The 20149-nt window shown below is 67.0% G+C and carries 14 protein-coding genes; 4 read left to right on the top strand and 10 right to left on the bottom strand.

Features of this window, described 5'->3' with window-relative positions; genetic code table 11:
* Positions 1-159 precede the first annotated feature (159 nt).
* The 6 genes from hisG to BSF38_RS11805 all read right to left on the bottom strand — a co-directional run bounded on the left by hisG (position 160) and on the right by BSF38_RS11805 (position 10381).
* The gene (gene hisG, locus BSF38_RS11830) at positions 160-1209 is read right to left on the bottom strand and encodes an ATP phosphoribosyltransferase (RefSeq protein WP_076345825.1); all 1050 of its coding nucleotides are present in this window, start codon (positions 1207-1209) and stop codon (positions 160-162) included.
* Positions 1206-2765 (bottom strand): ATP phosphoribosyltransferase regulatory subunit, encoded by a 1560-nt coding sequence (locus BSF38_RS11825; RefSeq protein ID WP_076345823.1) that lies wholly within the window; start codon positions 2763-2765, stop codon positions 1206-1208. Before BSF38_RS11825 ends, hisG begins: the two co-directional genes overlap by 4 nt.
* Positions 2762-4132: a histidine--tRNA ligase gene (gene hisS / locus BSF38_RS11820; protein WP_076345821.1), complete on the bottom strand. Its 1371-nt coding sequence runs from the start codon at positions 4130-4132 to the stop codon at positions 2762-2764. The genes BSF38_RS11825 and hisS overlap by 4 nt, the downstream gene beginning before the upstream one ends.
* Before the next feature lie 850 nt (positions 4133-4982).
* Positions 4983-6113: an N-methyl-L-tryptophan oxidase gene (gene solA / locus BSF38_RS11815; RefSeq protein ID WP_076345819.1), complete on the bottom strand. Its 1131-nt coding sequence runs from the start codon at positions 6111-6113 to the stop codon at positions 4983-4985.
* A 71-nt stretch (positions 6114-6184) separates the two neighbouring features.
* On the bottom strand, positions 6185-7360 hold the full coding sequence (locus BSF38_RS11810) for an acyltransferase family protein (RefSeq protein ID WP_076345817.1): 1176 nt from the start codon (positions 7358-7360) through the stop codon (positions 6185-6187).
* A gap of 207 nt (positions 7361-7567) precedes the next feature.
* Positions 7568-10381, bottom strand: a complete 2814-nt coding sequence (locus tag BSF38_RS11805; RefSeq protein WP_168189365.1) for a discoidin domain-containing protein — start codon at positions 10379-10381, stop codon at positions 7568-7570.
* A 422-nt stretch (positions 10382-10803) separates the two neighbouring features.
* Between BSF38_RS11805 and BSF38_RS11800 the strand changes: the two genes are divergently transcribed.
* Positions 10804-11727, top strand: coding sequence for a tetratricopeptide repeat protein (locus BSF38_RS11800; RefSeq protein WP_076345813.1), 924 nt, complete (start codon positions 10804-10806; stop codon positions 11725-11727).
* Between the two features lie 44 nt (positions 11728-11771).
* Here BSF38_RS11800 and BSF38_RS11795 read toward each other — a convergent pair whose 3' ends face one another.
* The 4 genes from BSF38_RS11795 to BSF38_RS11780 all read right to left on the bottom strand — a co-directional run bounded on the left by BSF38_RS11795 (position 11772) and on the right by BSF38_RS11780 (position 16914).
* Positions 11772-12206 carry an RbsD/FucU family protein gene (locus BSF38_RS11795; protein WP_076345811.1) on the bottom strand — a complete coding sequence of 145 codons (435 nt, stop codon included), beginning with the start codon at positions 12204-12206 and terminating at the stop codon, positions 11772-11774.
* A gap of 77 nt (positions 12207-12283) precedes the next feature.
* Positions 12284-13633 carry a tRNA modification GTPase gene (locus BSF38_RS11790; RefSeq protein ID WP_076345809.1) on the bottom strand — a complete coding sequence of 450 codons (1350 nt, stop codon included), beginning with the start codon at positions 13631-13633 and terminating at the stop codon, positions 12284-12286.
* A gap of 31 nt (positions 13634-13664) precedes the next feature.
* Positions 13665-15902, bottom strand: a complete 2238-nt coding sequence (locus BSF38_RS11785; RefSeq protein ID WP_076345807.1) for a YidC/Oxa1 family insertase periplasmic-domain containing protein — start codon at positions 15900-15902, stop codon at positions 13665-13667.
* A gap of 193 nt (positions 15903-16095) precedes the next feature.
* Positions 16096-16914 carry a metallophosphoesterase family protein gene (locus BSF38_RS11780; RefSeq protein WP_076345805.1) on the bottom strand — a complete coding sequence of 273 codons (819 nt, stop codon included), beginning with the start codon at positions 16912-16914 and terminating at the stop codon, positions 16096-16098.
* Positions 16915-17341: 427 nt separating this feature from the next.
* On the opposite strand from BSF38_RS11780, the gene tsaB reads away from it, so the two are divergent.
* The 3 genes from tsaB to BSF38_RS11765 all read left to right on the top strand — a co-directional run bounded on the left by tsaB (position 17342) and on the right by BSF38_RS11765 (position 20084).
* Positions 17342-18040: a tRNA (adenosine(37)-N6)-threonylcarbamoyltransferase complex dimerization subunit type 1 TsaB gene (gene tsaB / locus BSF38_RS11775; protein WP_076345803.1), complete on the top strand. Its 699-nt coding sequence runs from the start codon at positions 17342-17344 to the stop codon at positions 18038-18040.
* 100 nt (positions 18041-18140) lie between these two features.
* On the top strand, positions 18141-19184 hold the full coding sequence (locus BSF38_RS11770; protein WP_237170854.1) for a DUF1559 domain-containing protein: 1044 nt from the start codon (positions 18141-18143) through the stop codon (positions 19182-19184).
* Between the two features lie 12 nt (positions 19185-19196).
* A complete protein-coding gene (locus tag BSF38_RS11765) occupies positions 19197-20084 on the top strand; it encodes a class I SAM-dependent methyltransferase (protein WP_076345801.1) in 888 nt (295 codons plus the stop codon).
* Positions 20085-20149 lie beyond the last annotated feature (65 nt).

Below are 20149 nucleotides of genomic sequence, written 5' to 3'. Positions count from 1 at the left end.
CTCGCCGCGTGGCTGAGAGGCCCGAACCGAATCTCGTGAGACAGCGCCGGCGAGTGGTTGGCGACATTCAGCTTCCAGGTGCCTGAGCATGTCTGCAACCCTCGCCGGTGCTTTACTCTTATCAAACAATGGGCATGGCTCGCTGGTCGTGGAGCCCGGTTAGGAGGTCGCGCCTCCGTCGTCGGCGAGGCGTTTTTTCAGGTCGTCGAAGGTCGAGGCCGCGGCGCGGTCGAAGACGAACTGGGCGGGGAGGCCGACGATCCGGCTGGCGCCCAATCCGAGCAGGGCCCGCTGGCAGGCGGTGAGCTTCTTGGCTGCGACCAGCGCGGTGACTCGCCAACCGGGGAGCCCCCGGTCGTCCCAGACTTCGCCCCGGACGAGGTGCCGGGCGCCTTGCTCGCGGAGGTAGTCGGCGACCTTCGCCGCCGTCTCCGGACCTGGCTCGGCCGGACCGCCGACCACTTCCAGGTGCAGCAGCCCTTCCGACCGTCGCACGCCGTCGAGGGCGTCGAGCAACAGGGCCAAGGGGCCGGTCTCCCCCTCGTCGGCCAGCGACGCCAGGCTCGGCGCGTGGCCGATTAGGCAGGCCGCCGAGTCGAGCACGATCCCACCGGCGATTTCCCGCAGCCGGTTGTCCTTGAGCGTGACGCCCGAGCTGGTCAAGTCGACGATCACGTCGGCGATGCCCAGGCTCGGGTGAAGCTCCAGGGCGCCTTCGGAATTGATCAACTGATAATAATAAATGCCCCACTTGCGGAAGTACTGGCGGACGAGCGCGGGGTACTTGGTCGAGACGCGGAACGTCTTGCCGGCCGACTTGAACTCGCTGGTCAGGTCGACCAGGTCGAGGACGTGGCCGACGTCGACCCAGCTCTCGGGAACCGCCACCACCAGGCGGCAGCCGCCGTAGCCGAGGTCAGGGTCGACCACTACCGCCTGCTGCGCCTCGAAGGCGTGCTCGGCGTAGACGTCCATCCCCGTGACCCCCAGGTGGCAGCGGCCTTCCTGGACCTGGAGCACGATGTCGGTCGGCCGCATGAAGACGACGTGGAACCGGGGCTGGCCCGAGATCGTCGCCTCGTACTGGCGGTCGCTGACGCGCCGGACCTTGTAGCCGGCGGTCTTGAGGATCTCGATGATCCCCTCGTAGAGATGCCCCTTCGAGGGCATCGCCAGGCGGATCGGATCAACACGTTGCGTGCCGTTCATAGGGCGTCTCCTCGGACCACCGAAAGCCGGCTCCGCAGTTGTTCGACTAGTTCTCCGCCGCTGACCGACCGGACGTCGCCGTGCTCGAGGTTCCACACCTCGATCGTCGGTTCGACGACCACCAGATGCTCCAGGCCCAGTTCCTGGGCGTAGCGGACCGCCTCGTCGAACCCGAGGTCCGACAATACGATCGGCAGGTCGACGCGGTCGCGGAGGAACGTGGCCAGGGCGGCGGCGTCGCGGTCGACCCCCGGAGCGCCGGCGGTCGTCACCAGATAGCCGCGGGAAGGGGGGGCGGCGTCGGCTTCGGTACGGGACGCCCCGAGGGCCTGGTAGAGGCGTTCGAGCCCGAAGGCGAACCCCGCTCCTCGGTCGTCGCGGTCGCTCCCCAGGACGCGGGCGAGGCCGTCGTACCGGCCGCCGCCGCAGACTTCCAGGGGGCCGTCGGGCGTGGGCACGGAGACCTCGAAGATCATCTGGGTATAGAAGCCGATCCCGCGCCCGAAGCCCAGGTCGAGCTCGACCCGGCCGAGGTCGACTCCGTGCTGTTCGAGCAGGACGGTCAGCTCGCGGATCGCGGCGACCGAGGCGGGGGCCAGGGCGGCGTAGTCGCGATCGAGCCGGGCCAGAACTTCGGCCGCCGGACCGCGCAGGTCGGCCAGGGTGCGGACCTGTTCGCGGACGTTCTGGAGGGCGTCGTGGAGCGAGTGGCCCAGCTCCCACTTCCGCCTCAGCCGGCCGATGATCTCGGCGCCCGAGCGGCGGCCGGCGACGTCCGGCACCAGGTGCCGGAATAGGCGGTCGACGGCCGGTTCGTCGGCCGTGTCGGTCGTCGGGGAGGCTTCGCGGCCGTCGTCGGCCGGCCCCGAGCCCAGCCAGGCGGCGAGCCGGTCGAGGGCCGATTCCAGGGACCGCACGTCCTGGCCCTCGCTGGCGGCCTCGCTGAGCGATTCGATCAGGGCCGAGGTCGCCGCGACGGGTAGGCCCGACCGGCCCAGCAGCTCCAGGATCAGACCGACGTGGCCGATCCGGATCGACGGCCGCTCGACCCCGAGCGCCCGCAGCGACCAGTCGGCCAGCCAGATCACCTCGGCGTCGGCCGCGGGGCCGCCGGCGCCGATCAGCTCGACGCCGACCTGGGTGAACTCGCGGTCGTGGATCCGGCCAGGAGGCAGGAACCGGAAGACCGGGCCCGCCATGCTCGCCCGCCAGGGGAGCGAAGCCGGCTCGCCGGATTCGACGTAAGCTCTTACAATTCCGGCGGTTAGCTCGGGGCGAAGGCTGATTCCGGCCGTCCCCGCGCCCGACACCTCGAACAGCTTGGCGACGATCCCCGCGCCGCTCTTGCGCTCGTGCAGGTCCGACAGCTCCAGCACCGGCGTCCGGACCGGCCGATAGCCGGCGCGGGCGAACTGGTCGAGCAGCCGTCGTTCCAGCGTGGCCAGCCGGGCGTAGTCGCGTTGCAGCCAGTCCCGCGTCCCGCGCACGAGTCCGACGTGCTGTTCCGCCGCACTCGCGAGAGACCGGGCCTCGTCCGCCGATCGGCTCGCAGTCATGAGCGCAAGTCCTCTTGTTCGAGAATCTGAAGGGCGCCCTGGACCGAGTCTTCGAGGACCGACCAGGCCAGCCCCTTATCTTCGTGGCGGGTGGCGAGGTAGCGGATGTTGAAGACCTGGGCGGCGACCTCGTTGGGGCCGACGATGATCGCCAGCTTGTGCCCGTGTTTCGACCCGTATCCCATCTGCTTGCCGATCTGTGCGGGTTCGGGGTAGATCTCAACCCCGATGCCAGCCTTGCGAAGCTGGGCGGCCATCCGGAAGCCGACGGCCGGGTCGGTGCCGGGGAAGTTAGCGATCAGCACCGGGGCCGTCGCCGTCGTCCCGCCCAGGCAGCCGGCCTCGCCCATCAGGGCCATCAGCCGGTCGAGCCCGATCGACGCCCCGACGCCGGGAAGCCGGCGCGAGATGAACAGGCTCGCCAGGTTGTCGTACCGCCCCCCCGAGGCGATGCTGCCGAACTTCTCCCAGCCGTCGACCGTGGTTTCGTAGACGATCCCCGTGTAGTAGTCGAGCCCCCGGGCCAGCCCCAAGTCGATCGCCAGGCGATCCGAGGAGACCCCGCCAGCGTCAAGCAGGTCGAAAACCGTGCGAAGGTTGGCGATCCCCTCGGCGGCCTTCGGGTGCGTTCCCAGCCGGTTCTCGGCTGCGTTGAGGACTTCGGCCCCGCCGCGACCGGTCTCGGCGAAGTCGAGAATCCGGGCGGCCTGGTCGTTGCTAAGGCCCGAATTCCCCTCGACGTCTGACCGTTGCAGTTCGGCGGCCACGCCGTCGCGGCCGATCTTGGCGAGCTTGTCGAGCGACCGCAGCACCGCGCCCGTCTTGCCCGCGAGGTCGAGGGATTCGAGCAAGCCGTCGAGGATCTTGCGGTTGTTGAGCGTGATCGTGAACGGCGGGACCTTGGCGGCCTTCAGGGACTCGTGGATGATCTGGGCCGTCTCGGCGTCGGCCAGGGCGCTCTCGGTGCCGATCGTGTCGAAGTCGCACTGGACGAACTCGCGAAACCGACCCTTGGCCGGCCGCTCGCCTCGGAACACCGACCCGATCGCGTACCGCTTGAACGGGATGCCAACCTCTTCGATGTGCTTGGCGACGAACCGGGCCAGGGGGACGGTGAGGTCGAACCGCAAGGCCAGCTCGCCGGGCGTCCCCCCCTTGTTCGTGACCTCGAAGATCTGCCGCAAGACCTCGTCCGACCCGGCGCCCTTGCCAGTCAAGACTTCCATCCGCTCGATATGCGGCGTCTCGATCGGCAGGAAGCCGTACGAGGAGAAGGTATGCCGGAACGTCGCCAGGATGCGCTCGCGGGGGATCATCTCGGCGGGGAGCAGGTCTCGCAGCCCGCTGGCCACCCGGGGGTCGATCATCGGTGTCATGCCTTAAGGGTTGACGTCGAAGGGGTTGGAGTTTTGAACGGTAAAGCGTAGCAGAAACCGCCGACCGCCGGCAACCGCGCGAGCGAGCCCCCGCATCCCCCGCGCCTCATCGTCGGCCTTTCCGCTTTGCTCGGCATTTCCCGGACGACGCGCCCCCTCCCGTCGATTGGGTTCGTTCGCGCCGTTCTCAGCCCTCGTCTCCTCGAACACCGTACCGGTGGGTGGCTGTGGCAGTATGCCACAGAGGCGGGGGCCGGGGCGTCCATCCTGGGGCGTCGCTTCGCTCCTCCCCAGCCACCCGAGGCATTTCCCGGACGACGCGTCCCCAGCCGTCGATTGGGTTCGTTCGCGCCGTTTTCCGCCCGCGTGTCCTCGAACAGCGTGCCGGAACACGGCCGGGGAAATGGGTTCGATCGGCCGAGAAATTCGGGATTCGATGGTTCGGCGGGAAGCTCGCGATTGGGTTCGTTCGCGCCCCGCAGGTAGTCCTGTTGTGAGTCGTAAAGCCTTTGCTGATTTGTAGATCAGAGGATATCGGCGATTTGGCTTCGTTCGCGCTGAAAGCTCGGCTTTCGAGCTTGGACGCGATCCTCGGTCGTCTCCGGGGATTGGGTTCGTTCGCGCGCCTTTCTGGGGGGATCACGCGAAGGCGAGGCTCCGGCCAGTCCTGGAGAGATTGGGTTCGTTTGCGCGTTTTTTCTGGAACGACCTTGGTTGGTGCTGGCCTGTTACCGCGACCGAATTGTTAAAGAGCGCAGGGGAGCCCACGGAGGGAGAGTTCCCTATCCTGAGTTTACTACCCGTTACCCATATCGTTGGAGGAATGCGCGGGCGTCCGCGTTCAAACGCGCTTCCAGGCGTCGATGGGGACGTCGGTCGCGCCGTTGGCGGCGAGGTCGGCGAGGACGCGGCCGATGAGGCAGGAGAATTTGAAGCCGTGGCCGCTGCATGGGCTGGCGATCAGGACGTCGGAGCGGGCGGGGTGAAAGTCGACGAGGAACCGCTCGCCGGGGGCGATGGTGTAGAGGCAGACTTCGGTGAGGCCGATATCGGCCGAGCCGAGCGCGGGGATGTGGGCGCGGAGGAAATCGCGGACGAGATCTCGGTAGGCTTCGCCGACCTCGGGGTCGGGGTTGTCGGGATCGGCATCCGGGCCGCCGTGACGCGCGACCTTGACGCCCAGGCCCTGGAAGTCGGGCATGCCGTAGAACGCCTGGTCGGGGCTCTCGCCCATGTAGATGAAGACGGGGAACCGAGCAATCTCGAACGGCGCGCGGTCGCCGGGCCGAAAGTAGAGCACCTGCTGCCGCGTCGGCCGGACGGGTAACGCCAGGTCCGGCAGGAGCCGGCCGACCCATGATCCAGCGGCGACGATCAGCCGCTCGGCCTCGATCGTCAGGTCGTCGGTGACCACGACCGGGCGGGAGCCGTCGAGATCGATGCGCCGGACCGGCGTTTCGGGGAGGACTCGCGTCTTCGGCGAGAGCCGGCTGGCCAGCTCGATCTGGGTCGCGACGGCTTTCGACGCGGTGAGCATGCCGGCGTCGGGTTCGAAGACGACGTCGTAATCGGCGGGGAGACCGAAAGCCGGGTTGGCCTCGTTCCAGAGCTTTCCCGACATCCTGCGATGGGGGACGTCGAGCGCCTGGAGGTTTTCGGCCACCTGCTCGACGTATGATACGCTCGACGGATTGAACGAGACGCCGCCGGTCCGGATGAAGAGGGGCAGGGCGGCGTCGGCTTCAAGCTCGCGCCAGGCGCGGTAGGCCAGGGGCATGAGCCGGGCGTAATCGGGATCGGCGTACGAATGGCGGATGATCCGGGCCGCGCCGTGCGAGCTGCCGCGCGCGTGACCGAGCGCGAACTGCTCGACCAGCCAGACCTCTTCGCCGCGCCGGGCGAGGTGGTAAGCCGCCGCCGCGCCCATCGCGCCCGCGCCAATGATCACGTTCTTGACCGCGAGGTTCTGCATTCGGTTCACCTGAACCTGGAGTGGAGACTCGTAAGCCCGCGAGATGATATCCGGGCGGCCTGCCGAATCGGTCAAGCTTTGAGAGGGCAAAGCGGGGCCGAAGCATAACCTGGAGTCCGGGCCGAGTCGTCTGGGGAATGGAGGTTATTCGCATCCAACCCGCTCGGGAAATGCCTCTTCAACTTGAAAAACGGCTTCTCCAGCAGATGCCAACTGAGCCAAGCGACGGCCAGCGTGGACGACGCGGCGAGTGTGACGTAGAGGAGCCGTCCCACGGCCGTCGATCCCGACCAGGCGACCAGTCGGGGAAGCAGCGATGAACCTTCGGCGAGAAGGATGAAAATGGAGTTGTAAACGTAAAGGCCATAACTGTAGCGGCCGAGGGATCGCAGCGGGGCGAGGTTGCAGGCGATTGCGAGAGGGCTTGAGGCGGGTGCCGCCACGACCAGGGCGAGGAACGCGGCGAAGCAGACGGCGAGCGCGAGATAGCCGACCGTCTGGATCACCGGGTCATGGAACGCCAGTCCGAACCGCCAGCCGACCAGGGCCGACAGGGCAGTCGCGCCGAGCAGTAGAGTCGTCCTGGCATGCGGAGCCAAGACTCCCAACCCTCGCGGCCCCCGGGCAGCCAGGGCGACGAGGCCGCCCATCGCCAGCGCGTCCATCCGGCAAACCGTCAGGCAGTACGCGGCGAGGACCGCGCCCTGACTGACGAGCCAGACGCGCGCAACCAGCGCGAGGAGGGTCATCCCCAAGCAGACTCGGACTGCCGTCTTGCGGTCGCACAGGAACACGACCGCCGGCCAGAATATGTAAAAATGCTCTTCGACGGCCAGAGTCCAGAAGTGGCTGAGCGGGAACCACTCCCCGCGCAACGCGACGAGGATGTTCGTGCCATACGACCAGAGCCAAATGTAGGCGTCTTCGACGCCGTCGAAGCCTCCAGTCGTCGTCGCGATCAGCGGCAGGCCGGCGAAGACCCCGATCAGGACTCCGTAGTAGAGGGGGAAAATCCGCAGCGCCCTCCGCGCATAGAAATTCCGGAATCGATGCGGCGAACCCTTGGCGTCGCAGAGGATGCCCGTGATGAGGAAGCCGGAGAGAACGAAGAAGAGATCAACCCCGCACCAGCCTACGGAGGTCGCCTTGAAGAACAGCCGGGCGGCGAGGCCCTGGCCGGTCATCCCCATGGTGAAGTGGTAACTCAAGACGAGCAAGATCGCCAGGCCGCGTACCCCGTCGAGCACCGAGAGGTGCCCGGAGATGCGACAAGAAGAGGCGGGTGGAGGAGCGGTTTGACGCTCAGGCGGCCTGGAGTTTACCTGTTGTACAGTCACGGCGCCATCCTTGCACGCGTTCTGCGATCGCCGGCAGCTAAGGGAGTCTAGCGACCCGGGCTTGGGCTGTCCATCCTGCCTCCGTGGATGAACAGCCCTGGCGGAAACCATCCCTCATCATAGGTCGGACTTGCGACTCGGGATGCCAGGGAACGGGCGTCCGAGCCGCGCGAGTGGCGGGGTGTTGGGTTTTGGTCGGCCTTGAAGCAGCCAGCCGTTGGCCGGCGACCGCTTGATCGTGGAAGGTTTCCCGGCGGCGATTGGGCCCTGGGCCGTGATCGGCGAAGCCGCAAGGCTCGTCGACAGGGCGGCTTGTGGAGTGACGGAGGAGGCCGGAGCGCCGAACACCTGAAGGTCGTAAAGCGAGTAGTTGCCGGTGGCGTTCGTCTTGGTGCAATAGATCCGGATGTAGCGGCCCGAGCCCGACAGGCCGGATTGATCGTCGAGCCCCGGGGCGCTCCGGCCGGTCACGGCGCGGATGGTAGTCCAGTTCACGCCGTCGTCGCTGAGCTGGATCTGGTAGTCGACCGCGTAGGCTTTCTCCCAGTTGAGCCGGACGTCGTCGATGTTGCACCGGGCGCCGAGGTCGACGGCGATCCAGCCGGTCTGGGTGTTCTGCATCCACTGGCCGCTCGACCAGCGCGTGGTCGAATTGGAATCGACGGCGCGGGAGGCCTCAAAGCCTGGGCCTTCGAGTGTTGACGACGTCGCCGACTTCCCCGCCGCCAGGTCGGTGAGTGGCGTTCCGTAGACCTTGACGTCGTAGAGCGAGTAGTTGCCGGTGGCGTTGGTCTGGGTGCAGTAGATCCGCACGAAGCGGCCGACGCCCGAGAGGTCGTCGAACGTCACGATCCCCTTCTGCGCATTGTCGGTGATCGTCTTCAGCGTGGTCCAGTCGGTCCCATTCGTGCTCGCCTGGATCTGGTAGTCGACCGCGTAGGCGGTCTCCCAGTTGAGTTGGACGCCGCTGAGATTGTAGAGGGCGCCGAGGTCGACGGCGAACCAGCCGGTCTGCGTGTTCTGCATCCACTGGCCGCTCGACCAGCGCGTGGTGGAGTTGGAGTCGACGGCGTTGGCGGGGAGATAGGCCGCGCTCTCGACGGTCGAGCTGGTCGCGGGCTTGCCGGCCGCGAGGTTGCTCAGACGCGTGCCGTAGACGTTGAGGTCGTAGAGCGAGTAGTTGTCGGTGGCGTTGGTCTGGGTGCAGTAGATCCGCACGTAGCGGCCGACGCCGGAGAGGCCCGCCTCGTCGTCGATTCCGGGCGCCGAGCGACCGGTCACGGCGCGGAGGGTGGTCCACGAGACGAGGTCGGGGCTGACCTGGATCTCGTAGTTCACCGCGTAGGCTTTCTCCCAGTTCATGTAAACGTCGGCGATGTTGTAGAGGTCGCCGAGGTCGACGGTGATCCAGCCGGTGCCGGTGTTTTGCATCCACTGGCCGCTCGACCATCGGGTGGTCGAGTTGCCGTCGACGGCCGCCTGGGGGTTGAAGGCCGTGTTTTCGATGGTCGACGAGAAGACGGGACTCTTGAGGGCGAGGTCGGTCGCGGTCGAGACCACGATGCCGTTCACCTCGGCCCCTCCATGAACCGACGCGAAACTGATCAGGATCGTTCCCGAGGCGTCGGCCCGGATGATGAAGTCGCGGGCGACGGCCTTGTTCATGCCGCCGGCCTGGGCGAAGACGTCGAAGTTGTTCAGGGCCGTCGCGCCGTTGATCGACACGTTGAACAGCCGCTGGCCGGCGCCCGAGACCGACAGCTCGGCGAAGTCGAGGCGGACGTCGTACGCCCCGCCCGCCACGAGGCCGCCGATCGTGTACGAGAAATCGCCCTGGCGGGCCGACTGGTACACCTGCTGGGGAGCCGGGGAGTCGACGCCGCCGACATCGACGGCCGAGGCGGTTGTGTAGGTCGTCCCGCCGCTGAAATAGGCGTCGGAACGGTACGACCCGCTCGCGCCGCCGCCGGCGTCGATGGCGACCGGGCCGGCGGCGGTCTGGAGGGGCTGAAGCACCCGCGCGACGGCCGCGGCGGGGTTCAACACTCCACCGGTGCTCGACCACGCGCCGACGGACTGCGCGTGGGGCGTCACGGTCTGGTCGAGGACGTCGATCACATTCCGGGCGGTTCGTCCGGCGGGCATCAGGTTGGACACGACCCCGGCGACCCCCGAGGCGTAGCCCGCCGAGTACGACGTGGCGCCTTCCGGTCCAGCGTAGGCGCCGAGGTCGACATGGATCGGCCCCCAGTTCGAGATGGAGGTGAGATTGCCCAGGGCGTCGACCGCGGCGGCGACCAGCACGTTGGTCGGCGTGGGCCGATAGGCGCTGTAGGCCGGATCGTCGGCGTAGGGGGGGAAGACCGGGATGAAGTCGATGTTCGACGTCCCGTTGCCCGGCGCGGTGACGACGACGGCGCCCTTGGTCTCGGCGTACTGGATCGCCTGCACGAGCGATTCGCCGTTGTAGGGCGAGGACGGGTCGTCGAGGCTCGGGTTGTAGTACGTGTTGACGCTCAGATTGATGACCGAAGCGCCGTGGTCGGCGGCGTAGAACACCCCCCGGATGAGCGCGTCCTTGTCGATGTTGAGACCCGAGGAGGTGTCGCGGATCGGCATGATCTTGACGTCGACCGGGGTGGAGCCCGCGGCGGCCGAGGCGTCCTTGATCCCCTGGACGATCATGCCGGCGACGACCGAGCCGTGGCCGTGCTGGAGGCTCGTGTCCTGCACCGTCTGGGACCCGCCCGTGGTGTACGCGACCTTGTTGTAGGCGTCGTATCCCGAGTTCAGATCCAGATAAGGGAGGACCGTTTGATCGGTGAGGTCCACACCGGAATCGACGAGCGCGATCAGCGTGGTCAGGAGTGTGCGATCTTCCAACGCGTGGAAGTCGTGAATCCGATTCCGCCGTCTTCGCGCTCGCGGCATGGTGAGCCCAACCTTGCGTCTGGGGTGTTGCTTCCGTTCGTTCGACCACGCTCCCGCATGCATCTGAAAGGAATATAGCAGCCGTTTTCCGTCGTTGAGAATTCGAAGGGACTTGAGTCCCAGACCGGAGCGTATAAGCCGTCCGGCTCGGAAAATCGGCCGAGGCGGCAGATCCCGAAATGAGCGCCCGCAGCGGGTGCTTTGTTGACAACGCTTGGTTGCATTCTTAAAGTGAAGATGCAACCCACCTCGCCATCCCTGGGTCACCTCGTGTCTGATTCTTTTAGAATTGAAAAAGCTTGGATGAAAGCCGCGGGCCTTGCGCTGGGGCGTTCGGGGCCGCCGTTTCCAGCGAGCTGAATAAGACGCGATAGAAGGCGTTACAACCGCGTGCGGAGCGCAACCCAGAGAGAATTCCTGCGATGAGAAGCATCGAGCTTTACAATCGCGTGGTCGGCTGGTTCGATCAGGCGGCGATCACCCAACTCTTCTTGTGCGGCGTCGCCGTGATCGTGATCGCGGCGCTGTTGCTCTCGATCGGCCGGCTCCGCCCCTTGGCGCATACGCTGGGCCTGCTCGGCGTGCTCGCGCTCATGTTCGCGCTGTTCTTGATCCACGAGCAGAGGGTCGTCGAGCGCGTAGACGAGTACGTCACGATCAAGCACTGGCGGTATTCCGAGACGGCCCGGTTCCAGGCGCGGGTGGCGCTTCTGGGCCTTCCGGCCGCCGCCGTCTTCGTGATGCTGCAGGTGCTCTGGACGACGCAGCGGCGGCGGCGACGGACCCTCCCCGGCCACCTCAAGGACGGCCGAATCAGCCTCGTGCACGGCGACTACGACGCGGCGATGGCGGCCTACAACGAGGCCGTCAAGATCGCGCCGTACCTTGGCGAAGCCTATCTTCAGCGCGGCTGCGTTTACGAGGCCAAGGGCGAGAACGCCGCCGCCTTGACCGATTACGACCACGCGTTGCGCTGCGACCCCCAGCTCGCCGGCGCCTACCTGCGCCGCGGCCGACTCCGGACCGAGCTGGGCGAACTCGACGCGGCCGCCGACGACTTCGATCATTTTATGAACATACGTCCCAACGACGTCGAGGGTTACCTCAATCGCGGGATCTGCTTTGCCAGAAAAGGCGATTCCGTCAACGCGATCGCCGACTTTCAGCGCGTTCTCAAGCTGACCAACCACTCCGATTTCGCGGACCCCGCGCGGCTCCATCTCGACCAGTTGCTAGGCCGCGAACCGACGCTCGCATCCACTTCGCCCCCTCCGACCGAAGGCAACGGCGCGACCCATCCCGCGCTCGAGGCCGCGCCCCAGCCGCAGCACAACGAACCGCAATAACGCGGCGGGCGCGGACGGGGCCGTCGGCCTGGGAGGGGGAAGAATCAGGTCGGGGCGATGATGCCTTTTTTGATGATGATGTTGCCGTAGAGGGCCCCTTCGCCGGTCGCGACCACGCCGAAGGTAGTCTTGGCGCGATCGTAGAAGGCGAACCGCTCGACCTGTTCGAGCGCGATGTGCCGCCCCTCGGCGCTGTCGAGGATGCGTTGGTATTCCGCCCAGATCGGCGCGGGCTCGCCGGGCTTGTCGATCCGGCGCATCACGGCGGCGGGTTTCTCGACGAAGCTGTCGAGCGGGAACAGTTGCAAGATCGCCTCCAGGATCACCGCCACGCCGTGGCCGTCGGCCCGGACGAGTCGCTTCGCGTTGCTGACGGCCGGGAAGTTGGCGTCGGCGATCACCAGTTCGTCGCCGTGCCCCATCTGGGCGATCATCAGCAGCAGTTCCGGTGACAGAATGTTCGGGATTTTCTTGAGCATGAACTTCGTCCTGGCTGGAACGAGGGAGGAGGATCATCGAACCGATTCAAGATAAACCTATTCCAGCCGGAACGCACTCACTTGCCGATGCAGAACCGCCGGAAGATGCGGTCGAGAACGTCGTCGGTGACGATCGCGCCGGTGACCTTGCCCAGCTCGTCGAGGCCGAGACGGAGATCGAGGGCCACCAGCTCATCGCCGCCGCCGTCGAGGATCGTGGCCGAGGCGTCGCGGAGCGCGGCGGCGGCTTGAATCAGGCTGTCCCGGCAGCGGGCCGAGGTCGTCGTGGCGAGGTCGCCCTCGCGGTGCTGGCCTCGGATCGCGCGCGCGACGGCCGAACGCAGCGCCGCGATTCCATCGCCCGCCGCGGCGCTCGTCGCCAGCCAGTCGCCGTCACCCGGCGGGGAGCCTAGATCGCTCTTGTTCCAGACCCGCAGAAGCCGGTCGTCGTCGGCCTGGATCGTGGCGATGGGCTCGTCGAGGTCGGCCGAGGCGCACAAGAGGACGAGGTCGGCGCGGTCGGTCTCGTCGGCCCGGAGCTTCTGGGCCTGGGCGGTGACGGCGTCGTCGGGCGTCTCGACTCCGGCGGTGTCGACCAGCTCGACCACAAGGCCGTCGCAGTCGCAGAGTCCGTTCAGATAATCGCGGGTGGTGCCGGCCCGGGCCGAGACGATGGCGTGCTCGCCCCGCATGAGCGCGTTGAACAACCGACTCTTACCCGCATTGGGAGGGCCGGCGAGGACGACCCGAGGATGCCCGGCCGAACGGTCGCGGCTTCCCAGCCGGCCGGCGAGGAGGTCGAGCGTTTTGGCCCCGTCGTCCAGCTCGTCGGCCAGCTCGGCGCGGGCGAGGGGATCGACGTCGGCCTCATCGACGAAGTCGAGGTTGGCTTCCAGGTGGGCGAGGAGGTCGAGCAGGCGATCGCGCAGGGCTGTGATCGGCGTCGAAAGGCCGCCAGCAAGCTGTTCGAGGGCGGCGTCGAGCTGCCCCTGATTGCGGGCGTCGATCACCCCGAGAACGGCCTCGGCCCGCGTCAGGTCGATCCGGCCTGATAGGAAGGCTCGCAGCGTGAACTCGCCCGGCTGAGCGTGCCGCGCGCCGCGGTCGAGGCAGTGTCCGAGCAGCAAAGCGAGCAGCGGCGGCGAGCCCGGCGCGTGGATCTCGGCCAGCTCTTGACCGGTGTACGTTCGAGGCCCCGGCCAGAGCGCGACGCTGGCCGGAAGCGGCGGGCGCAGGCCGGGAAGTCGGTAAACCCCGGCGACGACCTGGGGCGACCGTCGGGGCGGCCCGGGGTTTTCAGGCTTGAACCCGCCGAGAGCGATCCGCCAGGCGGCCGGTCCGGACAACCGGACGAGCCCGCGCAGGCCCGCGCCCGGAGGGCTGGCCGTCGCGGCGATCGTGTCTTCGGGATCAAACGCCGAAAGCACGGTCGCCGCGCTCCCTTCCTATTTGGTCAGCTCATTTCCGTCCCGGGCGGGCGCGGGGCTTGCCTCGATCGCGGTCGCGGCGGTCGTTGGCGCCGTTGGGGCGGTCCTTGCTCTTGGAGCCGGCGCCGCCGTCGCGGTCGTCGACCATCTTGCGGTAGGTCGGGTCCTTGCGGGCCTCGTCGAGAATCCGGGTCCAGAACTTCGCGATGCCGCTGGGGGGCTTGGGCGTCGCCGGAGCAGACCCGTTGGAACCCTCGTCACCCTTGTCCGGGGCCGGCGGGGCTTCATGGGTGATCTTGGGCAGCAGCAGACGCTCGCCGATCGACCATAGGCTGCTGGTGATGAAGTACAATCCCAGGCCGGCGGGCACCTTGTAGAACATCACGGCCATGAAGACCATCATGTACTTCATGGTCTTCTGCTGCATCTCGGCTTCGGGGGTCGTCGCCGGGGGCGAGAACAACTTGGTCTGCACGAGCATCACCGCGACCACGATGATCGGCAGCAGGTTGAACCACCAGCCAAGGAACGTGATCTCGAACGGGAATTTGAAGAGCATGTCGGGCGCGGCGAGGTTGTTGATCCACAAGAACGGCGCGTGCCGGAGCGAGATCGACGTGTTGAGCGCCTGCCAGAGGCCGACGAAGATCGGGAGCTGGATCAAGGCGGGCAAGCAGCCGCTGACAGGGTTCACCCCGTGCTTCTTGTAAAGCGCGAAGGTCTCCTTGGTCAGGCGTTCCTTGTCTTCCTTGTACTTCTCCTGGATCTCCTTGAGGTACGGCTGAAGCTGCTGGCTGCGCTGGGCCATCAGGGCCTGCTTGCGTCCCAGCGGGAACATCATCATCTTGACCATCAAGGTCAGGAGGATGATGGCGACGCCGGCGTTGCCGCGACTGCCGCCGAAGAACTTGCCGACGACCTCGGTGATCTTGTACGTGAACGACAGGGTCGGCGTGATCAGGACCCGGGCGATCCAGGGGGCGGCGGGAATCCAGCTCTTGCGGTACGAAGCCAGGTCTTCTGCGCCGTAGGGCGCGAGGGCCTCGGACGTCTTGGGGCCGGCGAACACATTGAAGGTGTGCGTGTGGGCCAGGTTGGGACCGACGACGACCGGCTTCGAGGTGATCCGCACGCCCACGTCCGACTTGTGGAGCGCCGGATCGCGGTGGAGTAGGACCGCCTTCGTCTCGCGTTCGAGCCGCTCTTCCTGGGTCTTGGGCGTGGGGACCGGGGCGGCCAGGATGGCGAAGTACTGGTTCTCGATGCCGGTGAACCGCAGCGGCAGGGACGTACTCGTGGCCTTGGCGGGGTCCTTGGCGACGACGTCGGCCGAGTACGTCTCCAGGCCGCTCGCCCCCTTGTCGGTCGTGCCGAAGAAGACGTCGCGGAAGGTGGTCGTGTACCAGTCGCCCTCGATCAGGATTCCGTGGGGGCCGAACAGGTTGTAGACGAACGAGCGTTCCTTGTCGGGGCTCTCGAAGCGCAGCTCGACCTCGAAGCCGTCGGCGGCCTGCCAGAGCCGGAACGTCTTGGTCACGACGACGCCGTTGTCGGCGACGGTCTTGAAGACGACCGCTTGCCCCTCGACGGCGGGCTTGCCGGCCTCGGCGTCGCGCTTCAGCGGCCGGACGGCGCGGCCCTCGTTGTCACGAACGACTTCCCAGAGCTGGGCGTCGAGCAGGTCTTCCGACGGCGGCGCGGCCGGGGCGTCGGCCTCGTTTTCAGCCTTCTCGCGGTCCGCCAGGGGCAAGGGCGCCCCCTGGCCGAACGAGTCGGGAGGGCTGAGGGTCAGGGCCAGCGAGGGGGGCCAGGCCGTGTCGCGGCGGATCAACGCCAGCGGCTTGTGGGGGTTCTTCCGCGCCTCGAAATCGGCGTCGAACTGCGACGAGAAGACCGAATCGACTCCCGCGCCTTTCTGTTCGAGCTGGACTTCGAGGTGGTAGCCGGTCGGCGACTTGTCGGCGAGCGAGCCCATCACGAGCTCGCCGGGGGGGACCAGCGCCACCTTCGGCTTGTCGGCGTCGGCCTTTTTTTCGGGGGCGAGTTGATCCTTCGCCTTGGCGACACCTTGAGCTTCGTCGGGTTTGGGCCGTTCGGCCTTCTTCTCGTCGAATGCTTTCTTGGCCGCGTCCTCGGCCGCCTTGGCGACGTTGGCGGGGGCCTTCTTCGTGGCTGAGGCCAGCCCGAGAGCCTGGAGGAGGTATTGGCCCCCCACGAGCCAGCCGAACGTCACCACGGCGAAAAGAGCGAAGCGTCTCTCATTACTCATGAACCGAATCCCTGGAGCCGTTGGCAAGGCGAGTCGAATGCGACGGGGACGGACCAGCCTGCTTCGGACCGCAAGGGCGAGCCCGGATCATTGCAGCAAGGATGCCCGAAAATCGATCACTCGATTGTCGCGATGGACCGCCGGCTTGGCAAGGCGCAGTCTCTTGCGCGCCGGCGGGAGATAGGCCGGCGGACTACCGTCCCTGGCGCAGTCGGTCGCCGAGGAAGGGCTCGAGTTCGGCGACTGCGTAGATTTTCTGGATGGTCTTCTCGAAGTCGTAAGCGACGCGGCGATAGGTGATCCGCGGCGACTGTCCGGGCCCGGGGCCGGGTCCGTTGGCGGCATTGGAATCCGCCTCGCCGCCGTTCGGGCGCCCATCGTCGAGGATCACGTAGCAGGCGCGCGGGTCGCCGTCGCGGGGCTGGCCGACCGAGCCGACGTTGATCAGGAGCTTGCCTTCCCCCAGCGTGTATTCGTTGTCGATCTCTTCGGGGGCGAAGAACTGGAAGCTCTCGGTGAACACGCCCGGCACGTGGGTGTGGCCCTGGAAGCAGTATTGATCGACGAGCTGGAACAGCCGGTCCATCTTGCGGTGGTTGTAGATGTCCTCGGGGAAGATGTACTCGCTCAGCGGGTTGCGCGGCGACCCGTGGACGAACAGGAACGGCGGCTGGCGGTGCGACCGGGGGAGGTCGCCGAGAAATTCCCATCGCCGCTCGTTGTTCGAGCGGTCGACGGCGTTCTCAAGCTGGCCGCGGGTCCAGAAGATGGCGCGTTCGGCTCCGATGTTGAAGCCGTCGGGATCGAACATGGCCCCCTGGTCGTGGTTGCCGAGCAGGGTGACCTGGCAGTTGTCGATCACCCGGTCGATGCACTCGCGCGGGTTAGGGCCGTAGCCGATGATGTCGCCCAGGCAGTAGATCTCTTTGATCCCCTGGGCTTCAATATCGCTCAGGACCGTCTCGAGGGCTTCGAGGTTGCCATGAATATCACTGATTAAGGCGCGGCGCACCGAGGACGATCCTCCGGATAGAGGAGGGGATTTGGATACATGCAAGATCCACACGTCCGATCCCGGCCGGAGCTGCGAGGTCGAGAGGACGCCGGGTCCGTCTGTGATTGGAATCTATTATAAAGATAGAGGGAAGAGCGCTTGCCGGTCAAGTCCACCAATTGATGGAATCAAGTTGCGGAGCCTTCCTGTTTCAAGGACGCGACGTCTCCGCCTCCAGCAACTGGAAACGCACCCCGATACTAGGATATTACCTCGCAAAGGCCGATTCGTGATTCAGGGCTCGTGAAGTTTTTCTCAGACGGGGTAGGATCGTCGGGGTCGCACAGGCGCGCGCCACTCTCCATAGATTGAGTCGAAACCTGGGCGACGGCGGCGTCGGCGGCGCGCTCGATTTCGCGCACGACCCCGAAACTCTTGGAATTCCATGAATTTCTTAGCACTCGACACATCGGGCGATCGATCGGCGGCCGGCGTTGGAACGGCGGCGGGGCTGGCCTGGGAGGCGGCGACCGACGCTTCGCGCAAGCATGGTCGCGATCTCGCCCCCATGATTCGCGATCTCCTTCTCTCGGCCGGTCTCAAGCCCGTCGACTTGACGACGATCGCCGTGGGGCTGGGCCCCGGCTCGTACACCGGTTTACGGATCGGTCTGACGGCGGCCCGGATGCTGGCGTACGCCGCCGGGGCGCGGATCTTGGCCTTCGACAGTCTGGAAGGGTTCGCCCAGAACGCGCCCGACGACGCCTTGAAGGTCTGGGCCGTCGCCGACGCCCAGCGCGGCGACGTGTACTGCGCCGCGTTCGAGCGGACCGAGGCCGGGGGGGCGCTCACGGCCGTCGCGCCGAGCCGGATCGAGCCCTTCGGCCGCTGGGCCGAGGGGCTGGAGGCGGGGACGCTCGTGCTGGGGCCGGCGCTGAACGCGGAGGCGATCCGATCGGCCTTGCCGAGCCGGGTCGTCGCCGGCGACTCGGCCCTCAACCAGCCGTCGGGCCGTCGGCTCGTGGAACTGGCCCGGCGGATCGCGGCGAGCGGGGCGGAATTCGACCTCTTCAGCCTGGAGCCGAACTACATCCGCCGCAGCGCCGCGGAGGATCTCTGGGACGCCCGCGCCGGCCGGCCGTGACGCCGATTCCCCGAAGTTGCTCCGGAGCCGGACGCACCGTATACTGCTACCTCGTCGCGTCTGACGGAGCGTTTTTTTCGCGTTTCAAGAGGGGTGTAGCTTGTCGTCGTCCGCCATGCCGAGAGCCGGTCGGTCCGGGTTCACCTTGATCGAGTTGCTGGTCGTGATCGCGATCATCGCCGTCTTGATCGCGCTGCTGCTTCCCGCCGTGCAATCCGCTCGCGAGGCCGCGCGTCGCGCCCAGTGCACGAACAACATGAAGCAGCTTGCGCTGGGGGCCTTGAATTACGAGTCGGCCCAACAGACGCTGCCGCCGGGCGGCTTCACGCGTTCCGGAGCCCTGCCGGGGTCGAAATGGAACTTCAGCCCGTTCGTCCACATGCTGCCGCTCCTTGAGCAACAGAACGTCTTCAACGCGGTCAATTTCAGCCCCGGTGTGTTCGACGCCCAGAACGTGACGATCGCGGCGATCGGAGTTTCGACGCTCAACTGCCCGAGCGACGGCTCGATCTACGACACGACGCCCCTCGATCCGACTCGCTACACGAACCTGCCCCCCGGCGACTGGCGGGAGGCCAAGAGCAGCTACGGCGGGGTCGTCGGTGCCTGGTGCCTGCTGCTCCACGTCGACAACGCGACCTTCGCGCTCCGCCTCGCCAACATGAACGGCGCGATCTATGCACACAGCTCGACCCGGCTGGGCGCGATCACCGACGGCACGAGCAACACGATGCTGTTCGCCGAGCACAACCATTCGCTGTTCGATCAGGCCGGACGGGCGCAGTATCACGGCTGGAGTTCGGGTTACTGGACCGACACGCTGCTGGGCGCCTACTACCCGGTCAACGGCACGCACCGATTCTTCAGCATCAACGATCCCAGCGCGCGCGACTACATCGCGTTCAACCTGAGCAGCAACCATCCGGGCGGCGCGAACATCGGCCTGGCCGACGGCAGCGTCCGGTTCCTGAAGGACTCGGTCGACTGCTGGTCGATCGACCCGACGACCAAGACGGCCCAGGGCCTCAGCTTCAACTCCGACGGCACCGGCCGGGTGCTGATCGCGCCCGGATCGAGGCTCGGAGTACTCCAGGCCCTCAGCACGCGGAACTTCGGCGAGGTCGTCTCGGCCGACTCTTACTGACGACGGCGGCTCATGTCCGATTCCGACCAGACGCGCACCAAGGCGGCTTACAGCCTCCAGTGGAACCGGTTCCGGATCATCCGCGACGCCGAGGACCGGGCCACGTTCGCGAACCGGACGGGGTTCGGCGACGCCGACCTGGCCGGCAAGTTTGTGCTCGACGGCGGCTGCGGCATGGGGCGTTATTTGCGAGTCGCCGCCGGCCGAGGCGCCCGGCTGATCGTCGGAATCGACCTCAGCCAGGCCGTCGACGCCGCCCGCGAGCTGACCGCCGGTCTTGCCGAAGTCGCGATCGCACGGGGCGACTTGCTGCGGCCGCCGTTCGCGGCCGGAAGCTTCGACCTGATCTACTCGATCGGCGTCATCGACCACACGCCCGACCCCCGGTCGGCGTTTCTGGAACTCGCCCGCCTGTTGAAGCCCGGCGGCCGGATCGCGATCTGGATCTACGAGCGGGAAAGCCCGATCGTGGAACGGATCATGAACGCCCAGCGGGCGATCTCGACCCGCCTGCCGCTGGGCGTGTTGCTGGCGCTCTGCCGGCTGTCGGCCCCGATCGGGCTCTGGAAGCGCCGGCTCATGGCGAGCCGACGGCGGCCCGTCGAGCGGTTCGGCGTCGCGTTGCACGCCCTCACGATCGGGGTCTCGATGCACCCCGACGCCGAGGTCCGGGTCTGCGACACGCTCGACTGGTACGCGCCCAAATATCTGTCGCGGCACACGGTCGACGAGGTCGCCGGCTGGTTCGCCGAGGCGGGGCTCCGCGACGTGGTCGACCTCAGCCGCAGCCAGGCGTTTCACCATGAAGGGCAGGGCAACGGGGTCAACCTCTCGGGTCGAAGACCTGATGCGGCCGAGGCCGTCGGCGACGAGCCGTCGCGGCCCGGCTTGACCGCGTGAGACCCCGATTCTTAAGATAAAAATTCCAGCCTTACGAACGCGCGACGTCGGTCGTGCGTACTGGT

This window comes from Paludisphaera borealis (genome assembly GCF_001956985.1).
GTDB lineage: Bacteria > Planctomycetota > Planctomycetia > Isosphaerales > Isosphaeraceae > Paludisphaera > Paludisphaera borealis.
The sequence above is the reverse complement of the archived record's forward strand: the minus strand, read 5'-3'. Positions and strand labels throughout refer to the sequence as shown.